Here is an 18,298-nt window from a genome sequence, read left to right on the forward strand (position 1 = left end):
TAGCCCGTGAGATTTCCATGACCACCGTAACGCTTCAAGCCGACATCAAAGCCAAGTGGCCCCAAGGGCAAAGTTCCTACAGCCCCGGAAGCCCGGAAGAACTGGCGATCATTGGTATCGACCTGTTGGTCAAGGAACTGGGCACCCAGGCGGCGCAAGCATTCATCGGCCAGATATTCGAGAAATACCCGGCCGACTACATGGGCGCCCAAGAGCGCGAATAGAACAGGGCGACGAGCGCCGCCCCGCTAACTTACTTCAGACGCGCCAGGCGCTCGGTCAGCAGATCGAAGAAGCCCTGGGCGTCGCCATTCTCAACCCAGAACACATTCTTCGGCTGCTTGAGGCCGTCATACCAATCGACAATGGTCTGGCCGAAGGTCGGGCCTTCGCGGCTGTCGACCACCATATTGGCCTCACGACCGCTGAACAGCGAAGGCTTGAGCAGGTACGCCACCACGGTAGCGTCATGGACCGGGCCACCCGGAATGCCGTAGTGCTCCATATCGCCTTTGACGTACTCATTCAGAATACTGCTGACGACCTTGCTCGCATTGTTGTTCAGGTCCGCAATCTTCTTCAGGCGGGCGTCGCTGGTGAGGACTTTATGGGTCACGTCCAACGGCAGGTAGGTCAACTTCACACCGCTTTTGAGCACGATCTCCGCCGCCACCGGATCGGCGAACAGGTTGAACTCGGCCACTGGGGTGATATTGCCGCCGTTGAAGTGGGCGCCGCCCATCACGACCACTTCCTTGATGCCCTGGGTGATTTCGGGCGCTTGAGTCAGCGCCAGTGCCAGGTTGGTCTGCGGGCCGAGCATGGCGATGGTGATGCTGTGCGGCTTGGCGCTGCTCAGGGTCTTGATCAGGTAGTCGACTGCATTGCCTTCGGCCAGGCCTGTTTTCGGTTCATGCACCGTGACGCCCGAGATGCCTTCCTTGCCATGGATATTCTCGGCGTAGATCGGTTTGCGCAACAACGGCGCTGGCGCACCTGCGTACACCGGGATGTCCTCGCGACCTGCCCATTCGCGCGCCAGGCGCGCGTTGCGGGAGGTCTTGTCCAGGCGCACATTGCCGGCGACGGTGGTCAGCGCACGAATGCTCAACTCCTCCGGCGAGGCCATGGCGAACAGCAAGGCCACCACGTCATCGGCACCCGGGTCGGTATCGATGATCAGGTCGATTTTTTCCGCCGCTTGGGCGCTTGCAGCAGTGAGCGCGGACAAAAGCAGAACACTCCGGAACAGGTTTTTCAGGGTAGGTAGACCACGTTGCATAAAGCACTCCTTGTCATAGGGGGGACGCTAGAACGTTACGCCGGACACCAGCGCGATATTGCAGTACGGCTGGCACTCGCCAGTGCGCACCACAGCGCGGGCATTGCGGCTCAATTGCTTGAATTGGTCATGGCTGAGCAGGCGTCGCTCGCCCAGTGCAGCCTGCTCTGTGAGCGTATTTAGCGCGGTCAGCGCGGGCGGTTGCTTCAGCAGGATCTCTTCTGCCAGAACATGGCTTTCCACCTGCATTTCGCTAAGCACGATGCGCAAGGTGCTGATGAAGTCCGGGATGCCCTGGGTCAGTGCCAGGTCGATCAATTCGACGCCGGGAGGTACCGGCAGGCCGGCATCGCCGATGACCAGAATGTCACCGTGGCCCAGGGACGCGATCACGCGCGACAGGGCGATATTCAGCAAAGGTGTCTTTTTCATGCGGGCACAAAACCTTGTACGTCGTGCAGCGTAGGAATGGAAGGCTGAGCGCCGGCGCGGGTCACTGACAACGCCGCCGCCACTTGGCCAAAACGGATCGCCTCGGCTTCGCTCTGGCCCGCGGCCAGCGCGGCGGCAAAGCCACCGACAAAGGTATCGCCAGCAGCGGTGGTATCCACCGCCTTGACCTTCGGCGCCACCAGGTGCTCAAAGCTCTTGCCGTCGGCAAACAGCGCGCCCTGGGCGCCCAGGGTGATGATGACCTTGCCAGCACCCGCCTGGATCAGCGCGGTCGCGGCGACCTTGGCACTGTCGAGGGAGTCGACCGCTACGCCGCTGAGAGCGCTGGCCTCGCTTTCATTGGGGATCAGATAATCGATCGAGGCATACCAGTCAGCGGGCAATGGTCCGCTTGCCGGGGCCGGGTTGAGGATGACGGTCTTGCCCAGTTCGCGACCCCGCTTGAGCGCATACCCAACGGTCTCCATCGGCACCTCAAGCTGGCAGATGATCACGTCTGCCGCCTGCAGCACAGCGTCGCACGTTCGCAGCGACGCAGGCGTCAGCTCACCGTTGCTGCCGGCCACAATGACAATGGCGTTCTGGCTGCTGTCATCGACCACGATCAACGCCACACCGCTGGAGCCATCCACCGTGCTGACGGCCTGGCAGTCGATCCCTTCCACCAGCAGCGCATCGCGCAATTGGCTGCCATAGGCGTCGGTACCGATGCACCCCACCATGGCGACACTCGCCCCCAGGCGTGCCGAGGCGACGGCCTGGTTGGCGCCCTTGCCACCGGGCACAGTGGAAAATGTCTGGCCGATCAGGGTTTCACCGGCACGCGGCAAGCGACTGGCGCGGGTGACCAGGTCCATGTTCAAGCTGCCTATTACCACTACTTTTGCTGGCATACATCAGTACTCATCAATTCGGTTCAGCGGTATTGGGCGAACACATCAGCCAATGGCGCGGTCGACTCACGCAAAACAATACTGGGCGTCACGATACGTTGATCGATCGGCAGTTGGGGGGTTGCTATTCGTTGCAGTAATAATTCGGCCGCAGTCTCGCCCAATTGCAGGATCGACTGGCCAACCGTCGTCAGCGCCGGGTAGACGTAGCGCCCCATCTGGATGTCATCGAAACCGATGACCGACAGCTCGCCCGGCACCCGCACATTGCGCTCGGCGGCGGCGCGCAGCACGCCAAAACCAATCATATCGTTGCTGGCGAAAATCGCGCTGGGCGGGTGTTGCGATAATAACTGTACGGCTGCGGCATACCCGCCCGTGCTGGTGAAATCGCTTTCCAGGGTACGACTGGACAACACCTCGATGCCCGCCTCGCGCAATGCACGCTGGTACCCGGCCAGGCGCATCTGCGCCACGCGGGTATGCCCAGGGCCGCCGATACAGGCGATGTCCCGGTGCCCCAACTCCAGCAAGTGCCGGGTCGCCAGGTAAGCGCCCTCTTCGTGATCGATGCGCACCAGGTCCACATCAATCCCATCCAGCGCCCGGTCGACAATCACCATCGGCGTGCGCACTGCACTCAAGCCTGCGGCAAGGCCACTGTCATCACCGCCCACGGATGTCACGATCAAGCCGTCGACGCGTTTTTCCAGCAACACGCGCAAATAACTGCGCTGTTTCTCTGCGTCGTCATCCGAGTTGCAGAGGATCACGCAATAGCCATTACGCTCGCAGTAATCCTCGATACCCCGAGCCAGCTCGGCAAAATACGGGTTGAGGCTGTTGGGCACCAGCAGCCCGATGGTGGCCGTGGTCTTGGCCTTGAGCGAGCGTGCCACGGCACTGGGCACGTAGTCCAACTGCTTGATCGCCGCCTCGACCTTGATGCGTACCGGCTCGCTGACTGGGCGCGTCTTGTTCACCACATGGGACACGGTGGTGTAGGAAATACCTGCAAGCGCTGCCACATCCTTGATCGTTGCCATGGTTCAGCCCCGCCGACTGGCGCGCTGGCTGCGATAAGTATCGAGGACCACGGCAATCACGATCACGGCACCGGTAATGATGCGTTTAGTCGGTTCCGTCGCGCCGATCTGCGCCAGCCCGGCGGCCAGGACCGAAATAATCAACACCCCGAAGAACGTACTGATGACCGAGCCACGCCCGCCCATCAGGCTGGTGCCACCGATCACAACGGCGGCGATCACTTGCAGCTCCAGGCCCGAACCGGCATTCGGGTCCGCCGCTTCCAGGCGCGAGATCTGGAACAGCGCCGCCACACCAGCCAACAGGCCCATCAGGCTGAACACCAGGACCTTGTAAGGCTTGGGATTGATACCCGCCAGGCGCACCGCTTCTTCGTTGGTGCCGATGCCGATCAGGTAGCGGCCGAAGACCGTACGGGTCAGTACCAACTGGGCCGCGATGATCACCAGCAAGGCGATGATGAACGACGGAGAAATACCGAAGGCAATCGGGTTGGACAGCCAGGCAAACGAGTCACCGATATAAGCGGTGCGCGAGCCCGTCATCTGGTAGGCCACGCCGCGGGCCATCTCCAGCACGCCGAGGGATACGATAAATGACGGAATGCGCCAGGCCACCGTGATGGAACCGGTGATGGTGCCGGCCAACGCCGCGCAACCCATGCCCAACAGAGCGGCAGGCAACACGCTCCAGCCCCAGCCCAGGATCGCCACGCTGACTGCCGAGGCCGCCAATGCCAGTACCGATCCCACAGACAGGTCGATGCCGCCAATGATCAGGATGAAGGTCATGCCCACCGCCAGCACCATCAGGTCTGGAATCTGGTTGGCCAGGGTGCTGAAGGTGTCATAGGACAGAAAGTGATCGCTGAGCATCGAGAACAGCGCAATCATCGCCAGCAGGGCACCCGCCAGCCCGAGGTAGGTACCCAGGCCATAGAAGTTGCCGCCAGTTTTACCGGGGGAAATGTTTGTTTTCATGGGGTATTCCTAGGCGCTGCTTCGTTGAGCAGCGCATCACGTTTCTGATAGCCGGCAAAGGCGGCGGCGAGCAATTCGTCCTGGGTCCAGCTGTCACGCTCGAAGGTCTCGATCAGGCGCCCGGCGGACAGCACACCGATGCGGTCACAGATCAGCATCAGCTCACGCAGGTCACTGGACACCACCACCAGCGCTTTGCCCTGGCGGGTCAATTCACCGAGCAAGGCATAGATATCGAACTTGGCACCGACGTCGATACCGCGGGTGGGCTCATCGAACAGCATTACTGCGCAGTCGCGCTCCAGCCAGCGGCCAATCACCACCTTCTGCTGGTTACCACCCGACAGCTCGGACACCAGTTGCGTCGGGCTGGAACTGCGGATTCGCATGGCGTCGATCTGGCGCTTGGCCAGAGCGGTTTCGTTACGGCTGTTGACGACGCCCCCGCCGGAAATTTCCGGCATGTTGCCCAAGGCGATGTTGGCGCTGATGGATTGGGTCAGCAGCAGGCCTTCACCCTTGCGGTCTTCGGTGATCAAGGCAATACCATGACCGACCGCGTCGACCGGCGAGCGAATGCTCACCACCTTGGCCGGCGAACCCAAGGCCACGGTGCCGCTGTCAGCCGGGTCGGCGCCGAAGATCAGGCGCAGCAATTCGGTGCGGCCGGCGCCGATCAGGCCGGAAATGCCATAGATTTCACCGGCGCGCACTTCAAAGGACACATCGCGGACCTTGTCCGAACGGGTCAGGCCCGTCACGGTCAAGGCCGGGCCTCCGATGGTGCGCGGGCCCAAATCGATGTGTTCACCCAGTTCGCGACCGACCATCAAGGTCACCAACTGCTCACTGTTGTAATTGGCCATCGGCTCGACGCAGACCAGCTTGCCGTCGCGCAATACCGCAATGCGCTGGGCGACACGGGCCAACTCTTCGAGCCGGTGCGAAATATAAATGATCGCCACGCCTCGAGCCTGCAGGCGCGTGATTTTTTCAAACAGCATCTCGACTTCACGAGCAGTAAGCATCGCCGTGGGCTCGTCGAGGATCAATACATGGCAGTCGCCGATCAGGTTACGAGCGATCTCGACCATTTGCTGGTGACCAATGCCCAGGCTGCCTACCAGTGTGTCCGGGTCGATCGCGTCCAGGCCGACTTGGGCCATGGCTTCGATCGCGGCTTTGCGCAGTTGTTTGCGGCTGATCCAGCCACAGCGGCTCGGCAGGTTATCCAGGAACAGGTTTTCAGCCACGGTCAGCGTCGGCAGCAGGTTGAGTTCCTGCATGACCATGCGCACGCCCAAGGCTTCGGCCTGGGTGCGGCTGGCGGGGCGATAATCCTGACCGTTGAATTGCATGTGCCCGGTGGTGGGCGTGACCAGGCCGCCGATGATCTTCGACAAGGTACTTTTGCCTGCGCCGTTCTCACCGGTCAGCGCCAACACTTCCCCGCGATTGAGCGTCAGGGTGATGTCGGACAGAACCGGTTGGGCATAGGTCTTACCGATACCGCTGACCGAGAGGACAGCGTTCGGGGCGGAAGATGACATAGGAAAATCTCCAGGCGCCCGCTCAGGACGAGCGGGCGCTGTTGGGTACTGCCAGGATTACTGCTTGATGACGAGTTCGACCGGGGTTTCGATCACGCCATCTTTGGCATCGACTTTCTCACCCTTGACCAGCTTCAGCGCGTTCTGGATACCGAACACGGCTTGCTGGGCGGCGGCCTGGTCAGCGGTGGCCAACACGCGGCCGTCCTTGAGCATTGGCTTGATCGCGTCAATGTTGTCGTAACCTACCACCAACACCTTGCCGGCCTTGCCTGCCGCACGCACGGCGGAAACAGCGCCCAGGGCCATGTTGTCGTTACCGGCCAACAGCGCCTTGATATCCGGCGTTTCGCTCAGCATCGCTGCCGCGATTTTGTTGCCTTGGTCGATTTCCCAGTTACCGGATTGGGTGGAAACAATCTTCATGCCTGCCGCGTCCATCGCATCCTTGAAGCCTGCGGTGCGCTGCTGGGCATTGGTGGTAGTGGGTACGCCCTCGATGATGCCGACCTTGTCACCGGCGGCCAGTTGCTTGGCCAGGTAGTCGCCCACCAGCTTGGAGCCTTTGCGGTTATCCGGGCCTACAAACGGAATATCGAGGTTTTTGCTTTTGAGTACTTCCGGGTCCAGGCGATTGTCGATGTTGACCACCTTGATACCGGCATCGGAAGCCTTTTTCAGCACACTGGCGAGTGCCTTGGAGTCGGCGGGAGCAATGACAAGCGCATCAACCTTGGCGTTGATCATTTCGTTGACAATGGCGATCTGCGCGCTGGTATCGGTTTCGTTCTTGATGCCGTTGGAGATCAACTTGAATTCTGTTGGGTGCGCTTTCTGGTAATCCTTCGCACCGTCGGTCATGGTGACGAAAAACTCATTGGCAAGGGACTTCATGACCAAACCCACGGTAGGCGTTTTGGCAGCGTCATCGGCAAATGCAGAAGAGAGAGGCAAAGCGGCGGATGCGGCAGCAAGCACAGCAACAGCAAGAAGACGTCCAGCAAATGGCAGCTTCATGGGTTCACTCCGATCTTATGATTATTGTGAGCAACGCCTGCACCGAAGAGCCCTTCGGCAGCCCTCCCACCTGGGCGGCTGATACGAGCTGTCACGATGCGCCAAGGGCGCAGTGAAACATCTCGCAAACGTTTGCGTTGAGCAAACTATGAGAACCTTGTCGAGATTTGTCAACGGTAGCAGCAAGCCTTTCATTGGCGCCCTCCAAGCTCTCCCTTGAGCCACCGACCGCTGATACGTTTAAGCCAGCTCGCCGTTTCTGCCGTTCGCTGAAACGACAGACTGCACTGCGAATGATCGACCACAGCGCTCGGACATATCGTGATCGCTTTCGGACAACCGAACACCACAACCCTTCGCGTTCGGAAAGCCGGACAGCGCCAAGCCCCACGAAACTAAAATCTTAGGTTAAGTTGTTTTAAATCAATAAGTTAATTTATAAAAACCAACATGCTCAGTCTGGTACAAATCCTGCTCTTTCTCAGCACCTCGCGGCGTTCAGAACCGCCCGGGTGTTCTAGATGAACCTGCTACAGCACTCATCAAAAACCAGAGAGAAAAATAATGAAATCTGCATTGAAGAACGTCATTCCGGGCGCCCTGGCCCTTCTGCTGCTGCTCCCCGTTGCCGCCCAGGCAAAGGAAGTCGAAAGCAAGACCAAACTGTCCAACGTAGTCATCCTCGCCACCGGCGGTACCATCGCTGGCGCCGGCGCCAGTGCGGCCAACAGTGCCACCTACCAGGCGGCCAAAGTCGGCATCGAACAACTGATCGCCGGCGTTCCTGAGCTTAGCCAGATCGCCAATGTTCGCGGCGAACAAGTGATGCAAATTGCGTCGGAAAGCATCAATAACGAAAACCTTCTGCAACTGGGTCGGCGTGTCGCCGAATTGGCCGACAACAAGGACGTGGACGGCATCGTGATCACCCACGGCACCGACACCCTTGAAGAAACCGCCTACTTCCTGAACCTGGTGGAAAAAACCGACAAGCCTATCGTGGTCGTCGGCTCCATGCGCCCAGGCACCGCCATGTCGGCGGACGGCATGCTCAACCTGTACAACGCCGTTGCGGTCGCGGGCAGCAAGGATGCACGGGGCAAAGGCGTGCTGGTGACAATGAACGACGAGATCCAATCTGGCCGCGACGTCAGCAAGATGATCAACATCAAGACCGAAGCGTTCAAGAGCCCATGGGGCCCGCTGGGCATGGTCGTCGAGGGTAAATCCTACTGGTTCCGCCTGCCGGCCAAGCGTCACACCATGGATTCTGAGTTCGACATCAAGACCATCAAAAGCCTGCCTGACGTTGAAATTGCCTACGGCTATGGCAACGTGAGCGACACTGCCTACAAGGCATTGGCCCAAGCGGGCGCCAAAGCGATCATTCACGCCGGTACCGGTAATGGGTCAGTATCGTCCAAGGTCGTTCCAGCGCTGGTGGAATTGCGTAAACAAGGCGTGCAGATCATTCGCTCTTCCCACGTCAACGCCGGTGGCATGGTTCTGCGTAACGCCGAACAGCCAGACGACAAATACGACTGGGTCGCCGCCCTTGACCTGAACCCGCAGAAAGCCCGCATCCTGGCCATGGTCGCCCTGACCAAGACCCAGGACAGCAAGGAACTGCAACGGATCTTCTGGGAATACTAATCCCTGCTGATTCATCTGTAGAAAGATGCTTTTGTGGCGAGGGAGCTTGCTCCCGCTGGGCTGCGAAGCGCCCAAAATACTTGCGGGCGCTACGCACCCGAGCGGGAGCAAGCTCCCTCGCCACATTCAGCCCCTCTCCCCCCGAACTTCAACAAACTCCCTGATTCGCTGTCAGACGAACTTCTTGAAATTTAAGCAGTTGCGAAATTGCCTACAGTTAAATACTGTATGTGCGTACAGCCAATTAAGGAATGCTCTGTGGCAAAGCCCTCTTCCGCAGCACCTGCAGCGCCTGACGCCTATCAGCGCCTGGCTATCCGCGTGCAAAAAATCATCAATTCGACCAACGCGCAGAAAACCAAGGCGGCGTTGATCTTCCGTTTACCCGAGGAACCGGAGAACGATTGGCAACGTTTACTGGAAGAGATTGCAGAAAATGACAACGTCACCCTCGCCTATCGGGACGACGGTGGCGTGCAGATTTTTTGGGTTGTGCCGAAGGAAGATTGATTGTGAGTGCCCGTTTTATTGCTGTGTGCTGTCTGTTTTTAACCTTCACCGCCAACGCCCAAGCCCCTCGCACCTTCAGCGAAGCCAAGAAGATCGCCTGGAAGCTCTACGCGCCGCAATCCACCGAATTTTATTGCGGCTGCAAATACACCGGTAACCGGGTGAACCTGAAAGCCTGCGGTTACATCCCCCGCAAAAACGCCAACCGCGCTGCACGCATTGAGTGGGAACACATCGTGCCGGCTTGGCAAATCGGACATCAGCGCCAATGCTGGCAAAATGGCGGGCGAAAAAACTGCACGCGCCATGATGAGGTGTTCAAGCGCGCCGAGGCAGACCTGCACAACCTGGTGCCGAGCATCGGCGAAGTGAATGGTGACCGTAACAACTTCAGTTTTGGCTGGCTGCCGGTGCAAAGCGGGCAGTACGGCTCATGCCTGACCCAGGTGGACTTCAAGGCGAAGAAAGTCATGCCGCGCCCGTCCATTCGCGGGATGATCGCACGCACGTATTTTTATATGAGCAAGCAGTATGGCCTGCGCCTGTCGAAGCAGGACCGGCAATTGTATGAAGCCTGGAACAAGACCTATCCGGTGCAAACCTGGGAGCGCCAGCGCAACCAGACAGTGGCGTGCGTGATGGGACGTGGTAATGAATTCGTCGGCCCGGTCAACCTCAAGGCCTGCGGCTGACTGTGGGCGGGGTGCCCGCCCACTTCACCTGCTACTGCGCAGCCTGGTGTTCGATAATCTCCGACACGGTGTCGTTTTTCTTGGCCCGCGCCATTTTTTCGTTTAGCAGCGCCTGCTTGGCTTCGGCCTCGGCTTTGGTCGCGAACGGCCCCAATAGCACCTCATCCTTGCCGTCGACTTTCACAATGTAGAAATTGAACCCGTGCTCCAGCAACCAGGCGGTCAGGTCGGTGATCGCCTGCAGCTTATGGTCCGGCGGGCCGACCCGTATATCCCATTCCTGAGCGGCAATCGCACCGGTTTGCGGCAGGCTTTCGGTCACGGCAGGCTTGGCCTTGGGGGCGTCGACCGACTTACCTTCACCGCATCCGGCCAACGCCAACACCACAATTGCCATCGCTACTTTACGCACTGCCCTGCTCCTTTGAGGATCAAAGAGGCAACTTTACCATTCACTGTCTATTCTGGCCGTCATAAACGTTGGCTTAAACAATGCGAATCATGTATCGCGACCTGTATGATACCGCCATGGGAATTAATGTCGCCTCTATGCGTCCTAGAAAGAGGCAGTCACAGGGAAGCGCTTCGCAGTAAGCTACACACATCCGACACCTACCCTGTCTGAAACATGTGTCCTTAAAAGTAATTCAAGGAGAAGTCCATGCTTATACTCACCCGCAAAGTCGGTGAAAGCATAAACATCGGTGATGACATTACGATCACCATCCTGGGCGTTAGCGGCCAGCAAGTACGAATCGGCATCAACGCACCTAAGGATGTTGCCGTGCATCGCGAGGAGATTTACCAGCGTATCCAGGCCGGCCTGACTGCACCTGACAAAAACCAGACGCCTTGAAACGCCTCCAGTAGCCAGCCTTTTCGTTCACTGTAACGGCTGGCGAAAACCCAATTGGCCTGTTCGCGCTTCCGCGCGTGACCAGCGCACCTTGAGCCCTCCCTTCGCTGCAAGATGAAACTGTGAGGGAATCCGGAACTTGTCGCGCTATTGGCAGCCCAACTTCTGACACTTTATCCTGCCGTCCGAGTGCATTTCGGGAACACGTCGATGAGGCCAGCCGCGTCGCAACCGCTTGTTTCAAAATCCTGGATGATCGCCCTGCTGATAGGGCTGGTCTTCGTGGCACTCGGGTGCTGCTTGAGAATGGAAGTGGAAGGGGCTGATCCCGACACCCATTCCTGGTTGGATCTTGCGCTTCTGCTCTGTGGCTACCTGCTTGTGTTCTGCCTCAAACCCATCCAGAAGGTGATCTTGCGCAAACTGCGCCAGCGTGCCGCTCATCGCCCCCATGAAAAAACCGCACGCTGAGGGCGTTTACCTGTTATCGGATCGCCGGTATTTACAGCGCCGCCGCACCACCTATCATTGGGCTTGCGCAGTCAGTCAAAGGTGCAGATACAGATGGATACCCTCAGTAAAGCCCAGATTGAGTCAGCACTGGCAGCGCGCCTGCCCAGCTATACCGTTGAGTGCACGCTGCATGCCGACGGTACTCTCTCAGCCGTTCTCAGCGGCCCGGGAACCGATCACTTCGCGATTACCGGCATCGTGCGCGCGCATTATCACGGTACAGAAGCCATCAACCGGCTCGCCACCGAGATACTCAGGGAAATGGTGGTGTCGCGCCAGGGGATGAAAAACAGCCGACTGCAGGCGCTCGACTGCATGGAAGGACGAGACCGGTAACGGGCTCGGCCTTCCACATATCATGGCGCCAACGAACTTAAGGACAGCAAGCCATCAGCCCCACGCTCGGCTTTCAACGCACTATATTCCTCGATGCAAGCATGGGCGGTCACCATCGGCGCCACGTGTGTCGAGGTCACCACCATGATATCCGCCCCCGCCGCTTCCCCAGCCTGAATACCCACTGTGGCGTCCTCGAACACCAGGCAGTCCTGCACCGGCACGCCCAGGCGCCGAGCACCCAGCACATAACAGGCCGGATCGGGCTTGCCCGTCTTCACATCTTCGGCTGTCACCAGTACCGCCGGCACGGGGATGCCCGCTGCTTGCAGCCGGCGCACGGCCAATGCCTTTGGCGCTGAGGTGACCAACGCCCATTGATCGACGGGCAGGCTCGCCAAAAACGCCACCGCGCCGGGAATCGCCACGATGCCTTCGACATCGTCCAGCTCAGCCTCGGTGATCCATTGGGCTTCTACCTGCGGATCGACGCCCGGCAATGCCTGGCGGGTGATCGTATCAATCGCGCGGGCGCCATGAATGGTGTGCAGAAACGCCTCGACATCCAAGCCATGCCGTGCAGCCCAGATGCTCCAGACGCGCTCCGCAGCGGCAATGGAGTTGAGCAGGGTCCCGTCCATATCGAACAGAAAGGCGCGGTAACGCCGGGTAAATACATTTGGAGTTGGGCTGGACACTGCGCGGCTTCCTCATGGGCTGGGCCCTGCAATCTACGGATCACCTCGACGCTTGTAAACGCCGAGTCCTGGCCCGTCACCTCCAAGTAAAAAATGACGAACTTGTCATGATCCTGTTGGTTGGCTGTTGGGGTCGCCTGGTTACCGTGAGCTCACTACCCACCCGGAACGTGAGACACCACCATGAAACTGATTGCCCTGGGCTTCGCCGCTTTGCTCGCCACTGGCTCGGCATTCGCTGCCGATACCGCCCCCGCTACCAACGTGATCCACGACAAAACCGGCTTCTTCGTGCACCTGGATGTCGCCAGGGTGCTGTCGAGCACCGACACCTACGGCCAATGCGGGGTTGTGCCGGCGCAACTGCGCTATCTGGACCACCAAGACCGTGAACATGTTCTCGATTACCAAGTCCAGGGCACCGGTTGCGCCAATGACAATTGATCGGGCTACACTGGCGCAACTTATTGAAGCAGAGCACTTCCCATGAACATCCTTGTAGTCGAAGACGAACCCAAGGCCGGCAATTATCTGCTCAATGGCCTGCAGGAACTGGGGCATTGTGTGAGCCTGGCCCGCGATGGCGTGGACGGTTTGCACCAGGCCCTGGAGACGCCGTTCGACGTAATCGTACTCGACGTGATGATGCCGAAAATGGATGGCTGGGAAGTGCTGCGTCGCCTGCGCAAAGAGGCCGATACGCCGGTGCTGTTCCTCACCGCCCGCGATGACATCGCCGACCGCATCAAAGGCCTTGAACTTGGTGCCGATGACTACCTGATCAAGCCCTTTTCGTTCGCCGAACTGGTGGCGCGCCTGCGTACCCTCAACCGTCGTGGCCCGAGCCGGGATGAAGAGCAACTGCACATCGCCGACCTGCACATTGACGTACTCAAACGTCGGGTCACCCGCGCCGGCACGCGCATTACCCTGACCAACAAAGAGTTCGCCCTACTGCATCTGTTTGCCACGCACCAGGACCAAGTGCTGTCCCGCTCGCTGATTGCTTCGCGGGTGTGGGACATGAACTTCGACAGCGACACCAATGTGGTGGATGTCGCCGTGCGCCGCCTGCGCCTGAAAATCGACGACCCGTTCCAGCTCAAGCTGATCCACAGCGTGCGGGGCATTGGCTACCGCTTCGATACCCAGCCATGAACCGTCAACACCCTTACTCCCTGACCCTGCGCCTGGCGTTGATCTTCGCCCTGCTCGCCTTCGCCTTGCTGGCCACCCTGGGCGTGGCGCTGTACCGGGAACTGGAGCGCGAACTGATCCGCCGCGATGACGCCGCGCTGATATCCCGGGTGGACCAGTTACGCAACCTGCTCAACGACAGCAATACCCTGGACCTGATCAAGACCAAGCCAGAGCTGTTCCAGAACATGTTGGGCAACCGCGAATCCGTGCTGAGCATTGCCGCCCCCGACAAACAGCCACTGCTGCTGGTAAACCCGGGGAATATTGAGTTGCCGTCGATCCAGCCGCTGCCCAAGGATCACAAACTCATGTTGAGCGACGTGCAACATTTGCCAGGCCTGAACGGTATTCCCTTCTCGCTAGTGGCCGTGGCTATCGACTCCGGCGACCTGGGCAGCCTGCAAATCACCAGCGGCCGCCTGATGACCGAGCGCACCGCGGTGCTCACCAGTTATCGACTCAGCGTATACATCCTGGCGAGTATCGCCGCGATCATCCTGGCGCTGGTGGGTTACCTGCTGGTTCATCGCGGCTTGCTGCCATTGCGCCGCCTGGCCCGGCATGCCCAAGGGATCGGCGTCAGCAACCTGGCCGAACGGCTCGACAGCCACGGCACACCGAAAGAATTGCTGCCCATGATCGACTCGTTCAACACCATGCTTGAACGCCTGGCCAAAGGCTTTGTACAACTGGGCCAAGTGTCCACCGACATGGCCCATGAACTGCGCACCCCGATCAACAACCTGCTCGGCGAAACCCAGGTTGCCCTGCAGCAGCAGCGCAGCATCGAGAGCTACCAGCAACTGCTGGCCTCCAATGTCGAAGAGCTGGAACGCCTGGCGCGAATGCTCGACAACATGCTGTTCCTGGCCCGCACCGACCCCGCCAGCGCACTGCGCCAACGCCAGGCGCTGGACGCAGCGGATGAAGTGGAACGCATCGCGGATTACTTCGAGGGGCTGGCCGGTGATGTGGACATGCACATCACCGCCTTGGGCGAAGGGGTGATCTGGGCTGAGCCGATGTTGCTGCGCCGTGCCTTGGCCAACCTGTGCGCCAACGCCATCAAATATGGCGCGCCGGGCTCGGAACTGAGTATCCAGGCAGTGCCGGATGGCGCGGGCATCAACCTGAGGGTCAGTAACCACGGCCAGACGATCCCGGCCGAGCACCTGCCGCGGCTGTTCGAACGGTTCTACCGGGTGGATGAATCCCGCGAGCGGTCAGCCCAGTCCAACGGCCTGGGACTCTCGATCGTGGCGACCATCATGCAGCTGCATAACGGGCGGTACCGTGTAAGCAGTGAAGATGGCGTGACCTGTTTTGAGTTGTTTTTCCCCGGCCGTGAAGCCTGAGGGCGCTGCGACTCAATCAAACGCGCCGTTCAGAACTTCGTAGATGATACCGGTCGCGATGGCCACCAATATCAAGTCGGTCCCCGCTTGCTGCCACTCGTAACCGTCGTAGCGAGGCAACTGCCCCAGCAAGCGGCCGTCCAGCTTCTTGGCAATACCGGGCGGCAGGGGCTTGCCGCGTGCCAGGTTTTTCTGAATGCCAGGCGGCAAGGCTGGCCCAGGGCTCCAATAATCGCGGTGACCGCCCAGCACGTTCAGTACAAGACCGCGATCAACGCTGAAGTCATTCCTGGAAGGCCCGCCATTGTCCTTGCCCCTACCTTGCCCACCCTGGGCATTACCTTTGTTATTACCCTGGCCTTTACCCTTGTCCTGCCCACCATAGGCATCACCCTTGCTATTGCCTTGGCCTTTGCCCTGCCCACCGTAGACATCACCTTTATTGTTACCTTGGCCTTTGCCATTGCCTGGATCTGCAAAGGCAAGGCCACTGGTCACGGACAGTGCAAGGGACAACGCAACCGACACGAACTTCGTACGCTTTAACATGGTGACTTCCCAAGGCAAATATGTGCTTGAACTGTAGTTGAAATCGCAACACAGCGTACACAAACAACAGCGCCTGCCGTCAGCTCACCTGACCACCACTCAAGGCGATATCTACCTGGGTTTGCCAGGCTGCCAATGCCGCCACACGCAACCCCTCGACTATTGTCGATAGCGACATCGAATGCTCGCCCGCGTCAGGCAAACCAGGTACGTGAATAAACCCACTGCGCACCCCAGTCCCCACCAAGGCATGCTGTAAACGATAAAACACCTGATTACACACAAACGTCCCCGCCGTCTGCGATACCGAGGCCGCAATGCCCGCCTCACGCACCGCCTTGACCATGCCCTTGATCGGCAACGTCGAGAAGTACGCCGCCGGGCCGCCATCCACTACCGCAATATCAATCGGCTGCGCCCCCAGATTGTCGGGAATACGCGCATCGTTAACGTTGATCGCAACGCGCTCGACGGAAATATCACTGCGCCCAGGCCCCAGGCCCGTGGCGATGACCATTGCCGGCCGCAGTTCGTTGATCAACTGCAGCAAGGTTTCGGCAGCGGTGGCAAATGCGCAGGGCAAGCAACGCGAAACCATTTGCACCCCCTCGCACAACTGCACACCGTCCAACTGGCGCACGGCCTCCCAAGAAGGGTTTACCGCCGCCTTATCAAAGGGCTCGAAGCCCGTCAGCAATACGTTTTGCACAGTGGCCTCACATCAACAGATAGAGCAGCACGATATTGACCACCAGCATCATCAGCGCCGTGGGTAGTTGGGCTTTGATCACCGCATTTTTATCCGGCAGCTCCAGTAGCGCCGCCGGTACGATATTGAAGTTGGCCGCCATCGGCGTCATCAACGTACCGCAATAGCCAGAGAACATACCAATCGCCGCCATCACCGCCGGATTGCCGCCGTAAATCCCCACCAGCACCGGCACGCCGACGCCACCGGTCATCACCGGAAAGGCCGCAAAACCATTGCCCATGATCACGGTAAACAAGGCCATGCCCAACACATAGACCATCACCGCCACCAACTTGTAGTCCAGGTTGATGTAGGTGGTGGTGACATGAGCGACCGCCGTGCCCACCCCGGCCTCATTGAACAACAGCCCGAGCATCGCCAGCATTTGCGGAAGCACCATGGCCCAGCCCAGGGCTTCGGTCAGGCGACGGGATTCGCGTAACGCTTGTACCGGCGTATCCCGGGTCAGCCAGCAGGCCAGGCCAAGGGCGATCAGGCAACCGATGCCGAGGGAGACAAAGGTGGTGTTCTTCGGGTCCAGCAGCGGTACACCACCGATTTCGATGTGTTTGAGCAACACTGAGCCAATCACCGTGGTTAGCGGAATCGCCAACGCCGGAATGAACAATTTGTGGCCCAGGCGCCCGGCACTGGCGCGGGACGCCTTGTCGTGCAATTCGGCATGGCGGCCACGACCAACGCCGCCCAAGCCCGCAATCAATGCCATCATCACCACACCCACTCCGATGACCACCGAAGGCAGGCGCTCGCCTATAAGGAACGGTACGGCGAACAACAACCAGAACAGCGCACTGGACCAGCGCTTGGGGTGGGAACGGTCGAGCAGGGTCATGCCGGCGGTGATCAGCAACAGCACGCCCGCCAGCCAGTACAGGTATTGAATGGAAATAATCATTGAGCAGCCTCCACCGGAGCGGTGGCCGAGCTCATTTCGCGGGTCAAGCGCCGGTCAAAACGATGCAACCGGATAGCGTGAATGATGAAGGCGCAGATCGCCGTCGGGATGCCCCACACCGCAATGTGCAGCGGCTCCACATCAATCCCCGAGCCAAGCAGGAAGGTGTGCATCAACGCAATCGCACCAAAGGCCACGAAGATGTCCTCACCAAAGAACAACCCGACGTTGTCGGTGGCAGCGCACATGGCCAGTACCTTGTGGCGCAGCTTGTCAGGCAGCTTGCCATAACGTTTTTCTGCAGCGCCCTCGGCCATCGGCGCCAGCAGCGGCCGCACCATCTGCGGGTGCCCACCCAGGCTGGTCAACCCCATGGCCGCCGTGGACTCACGCACAAACAGATAGATGATCAACAAACGCCCGACCGTGGCGCGTTCGAAGCGTGCAATCCAGTTCTGCGCATGCAGGCGCAGGCCATGGCGCTCCAGCAGGCCAATCACCGCCAGCGGCAATAACAGAATCAGTTGCAGCGCACGGGTCTGAAGGAAGCCATCGCCCATGGTGGCGAGAATTTTTTCCAGCGGGAACTGGGCGGCAAGCCCGGTGGCGATGGCGGCCGCGGTGACCACCAACAGCGGATTGAAGCGCAATACAAAGCCGACCACGATGACAAGTACGCCGATCAACGGCCATAAGTTCACAACAGTTTGCATGGCGGGGAGGTCCTTTAGTGCGCGCTGCGGCGCCATTACAGCAGGATGTGGGCAAAGGGCTCACAGCGTGAAAGTGGCGTGCAGTCGGCTCGGTTTTTTATTGTTGACCTGGAAGGTCGAGCGTCAGTGGCGCAACTTTGCTGCCTGGGGCCGGGGGTGTCCAACAAGAAAAATTGTTGCTGCAAACCAATAATTTTTGTGGGGGGATGGCTTCGGGCGGTACGGTGCCATGCAGAGATTCAGCGCAGTTTTTTTGGAAAAATCGCGAGGATGAACTCGCTATGGCGTCGGCAGGGAAAATTCCTGATCAGCGCCTATACTCCACGGTGCAGCT

General features: G+C 59.4%; 23 protein-coding genes. 10 read left to right on the forward strand and 13 right to left on the reverse strand.

The window, feature by feature from the left end; all coding sequences use genetic code 11:
- The first annotated feature begins 17 nt into the window (after positions 1–17).
- Positions 18–224, forward strand: coding sequence for a hypothetical protein (locus ACP7CZ_RS02680; RefSeq protein WP_003192496.1), 207 nt, complete (start codon positions 18–20; stop codon positions 222–224).
- A 29-nt stretch (positions 225–253) separates the two neighbouring features.
- Here ACP7CZ_RS02680 and ACP7CZ_RS02685 read toward each other — a convergent pair whose 3' ends face one another.
- The 7 genes from ACP7CZ_RS02685 to ACP7CZ_RS02715 are packed head-to-tail and all read right to left on the reverse strand — an operon-like array spanning position 254 to position 7,222.
- Entirely contained in the window at positions 254–1,282 is a 1,029-nt protein-coding gene (locus ACP7CZ_RS02685; protein WP_054898319.1) for a nucleoside hydrolase, read from the reverse strand.
- A gap of 27 nt (positions 1,283–1,309) precedes the next feature.
- On the reverse strand, positions 1,310–1,714 hold the full coding sequence (gene rbsD, locus ACP7CZ_RS02690; protein WP_034128236.1) for a D-ribose pyranase: 405 nt from the start codon (positions 1,712–1,714) through the stop codon (positions 1,310–1,312).
- Positions 1,711–2,628, reverse strand: coding sequence for a ribokinase (rbsK, locus tag ACP7CZ_RS02695; protein WP_054922656.1), 918 nt, complete (start codon positions 2,626–2,628; stop codon positions 1,711–1,713). Before rbsK ends, rbsD begins: the two co-directional genes overlap by 4 nt.
- A 23-nt stretch (positions 2,629–2,651) precedes the next feature.
- Positions 2,652–3,674 carry a LacI family DNA-binding transcriptional regulator gene (locus ACP7CZ_RS02700; RefSeq protein WP_054922657.1) on the reverse strand — a complete coding sequence of 341 codons (1,023 nt, stop codon included), beginning with the start codon at positions 3,672–3,674 and terminating at the stop codon, positions 2,652–2,654.
- A gap of 3 nt (positions 3,675–3,677) precedes the next feature.
- Positions 3,678–4,655, reverse strand: a complete 978-nt coding sequence (locus tag ACP7CZ_RS02705; protein WP_054898321.1) for an ABC transporter permease — start codon at positions 4,653–4,655, stop codon at positions 3,678–3,680.
- Complete coding sequence (locus ACP7CZ_RS02710; RefSeq protein ID WP_294187505.1) at positions 4,652–6,205, reverse strand: sugar ABC transporter ATP-binding protein; 1,554 nt, start codon at positions 6,203–6,205, stop codon at positions 4,652–4,654. The genes ACP7CZ_RS02705 and ACP7CZ_RS02710 overlap by 4 nt, the downstream gene beginning before the upstream one ends.
- 57 nt (positions 6,206–6,262) lie before the next feature.
- On the reverse strand, positions 6,263–7,222 hold the full coding sequence (locus ACP7CZ_RS02715; protein ID WP_003192504.1) for a sugar ABC transporter substrate-binding protein: 960 nt from the start codon (positions 7,220–7,222) through the stop codon (positions 6,263–6,265).
- A 564-nt stretch (positions 7,223–7,786) separates the two neighbouring features.
- On the opposite strand from ACP7CZ_RS02715, the gene ACP7CZ_RS02720 reads away from it, so the two are divergent.
- The 3 genes from ACP7CZ_RS02720 (at position 7,787) to ACP7CZ_RS02730 (ending at position 10,077) form a co-directional block, all read left to right on the forward strand.
- A complete protein-coding gene (locus ACP7CZ_RS02720) occupies positions 7,787–8,875 on the forward strand; it encodes an asparaginase (RefSeq protein WP_294187508.1) in 1,089 nt (362 codons plus the stop codon).
- A 258-nt stretch (positions 8,876–9,133) separates the two neighbouring features.
- Entirely contained in the window at positions 9,134–9,385 is a 252-nt protein-coding gene (locus ACP7CZ_RS02725; protein WP_082423443.1) for a DUF1654 domain-containing protein, read from the forward strand.
- A gap of 2 nt (positions 9,386–9,387) precedes the next feature.
- Complete coding sequence (locus ACP7CZ_RS02730; RefSeq protein ID WP_052199994.1) at positions 9,388–10,077, forward strand: endonuclease; 690 nt, start codon at positions 9,388–9,390, stop codon at positions 10,075–10,077.
- Positions 10,078–10,108: 31 nt separating this feature from the next.
- On the opposite strand, the gene ACP7CZ_RS02735 is transcribed toward ACP7CZ_RS02730, so the two are convergent.
- Complete coding sequence (locus ACP7CZ_RS02735) at positions 10,109–10,474, reverse strand: SPOR domain-containing protein (RefSeq protein WP_034128243.1); 366 nt, start codon at positions 10,472–10,474, stop codon at positions 10,109–10,111.
- Positions 10,475–10,738: 264 nt separating this feature from the next.
- Between ACP7CZ_RS02735 and csrA the strand changes: the two genes are divergently transcribed.
- The 3 genes from csrA (at position 10,739) to ACP7CZ_RS02750 (ending at position 11,782) form a co-directional block, all read left to right on the forward strand.
- Complete coding sequence (gene csrA / locus ACP7CZ_RS02740) at positions 10,739–10,933, forward strand: carbon storage regulator CsrA (RefSeq protein ID WP_003192511.1); 195 nt, start codon at positions 10,739–10,741, stop codon at positions 10,931–10,933.
- 210 nt (positions 10,934–11,143) lie between these two features.
- Entirely contained in the window at positions 11,144–11,404 is a 261-nt protein-coding gene (locus tag ACP7CZ_RS02745) for a hypothetical protein (RefSeq protein WP_072446265.1), read from the forward strand.
- A 93-nt stretch (positions 11,405–11,497) separates the two neighbouring features.
- Positions 11,498–11,782: a hypothetical protein gene (locus ACP7CZ_RS02750; RefSeq protein ID WP_072446267.1), complete on the forward strand. Its 285-nt coding sequence runs from the start codon at positions 11,498–11,500 to the stop codon at positions 11,780–11,782.
- Positions 11,783–11,802: 20 nt separating this feature from the next.
- On the opposite strand, the gene ACP7CZ_RS02755 is transcribed toward ACP7CZ_RS02750, so the two are convergent.
- Positions 11,803–12,480, reverse strand: coding sequence for an HAD family hydrolase (locus ACP7CZ_RS02755; protein WP_072446269.1), 678 nt, complete (start codon positions 12,478–12,480; stop codon positions 11,803–11,805).
- 183 nt (positions 12,481–12,663) lie between these two features.
- Between ACP7CZ_RS02755 and ACP7CZ_RS02760 the strand changes: the two genes are divergently transcribed.
- Genes ACP7CZ_RS02760 through ACP7CZ_RS02770 form a run of 3 tightly spaced genes read left to right on the forward strand, consistent with a single transcriptional unit; the run spans position 12,664 to position 15,035 of the window.
- Entirely contained in the window at positions 12,664–12,924 is a 261-nt protein-coding gene (locus tag ACP7CZ_RS02760; RefSeq protein ID WP_054898328.1) for a DUF2790 domain-containing protein, read from the forward strand.
- Between the two features lie 42 nt (positions 12,925–12,966).
- Positions 12,967–13,638: a heavy metal response regulator transcription factor gene (locus ACP7CZ_RS02765; protein WP_003192516.1), complete on the forward strand. Its 672-nt coding sequence runs from the start codon at positions 12,967–12,969 to the stop codon at positions 13,636–13,638.
- Positions 13,635–15,035 (forward strand): heavy metal sensor histidine kinase, encoded by a 1,401-nt coding sequence (locus ACP7CZ_RS02770; RefSeq protein WP_294187531.1) that lies wholly within the window; start codon positions 13,635–13,637, stop codon positions 15,033–15,035. The genes ACP7CZ_RS02765 and ACP7CZ_RS02770 overlap by 4 nt, the downstream gene beginning before the upstream one ends.
- A 12-nt stretch (positions 15,036–15,047) precedes the next feature.
- Here ACP7CZ_RS02770 and ACP7CZ_RS02775 read toward each other — a convergent pair whose 3' ends face one another.
- The 4 genes from ACP7CZ_RS02775 to ACP7CZ_RS02790 form a co-directional block, all read right to left on the reverse strand.
- Complete coding sequence (locus ACP7CZ_RS02775; RefSeq protein WP_054898330.1) at positions 15,048–15,584, reverse strand: anti-virulence regulator CigR family protein; 537 nt, start codon at positions 15,582–15,584, stop codon at positions 15,048–15,050.
- A 79-nt stretch (positions 15,585–15,663) separates the two neighbouring features.
- Positions 15,664–16,293 carry a pyroglutamyl-peptidase I gene (gene pcp / locus ACP7CZ_RS02780; RefSeq protein WP_054898331.1) on the reverse strand — a complete coding sequence of 210 codons (630 nt, stop codon included), beginning with the start codon at positions 16,291–16,293 and terminating at the stop codon, positions 15,664–15,666.
- Positions 16,294–16,300: 7 nt separating this feature from the next.
- Positions 16,301–17,251, reverse strand: a complete 951-nt coding sequence (locus tag ACP7CZ_RS02785) for a DUF979 domain-containing protein (RefSeq protein ID WP_294187533.1) — start codon at positions 17,249–17,251, stop codon at positions 16,301–16,303.
- Complete coding sequence (locus tag ACP7CZ_RS02790; protein WP_014719143.1) at positions 17,248–17,964, reverse strand: DUF969 domain-containing protein; 717 nt, start codon at positions 17,962–17,964, stop codon at positions 17,248–17,250. Before ACP7CZ_RS02790 ends, ACP7CZ_RS02785 begins: the two co-directional genes overlap by 4 nt.
- Positions 17,965–18,298 lie beyond the last annotated feature (334 nt).

This window comes from Pseudomonas sp. DWP2-2 (assembly GCF_049897065.1).
Lineage (GTDB): Bacteria > Pseudomonadota > Gammaproteobacteria > Pseudomonadales > Pseudomonadaceae > Aquipseudomonas > Aquipseudomonas paracarnis.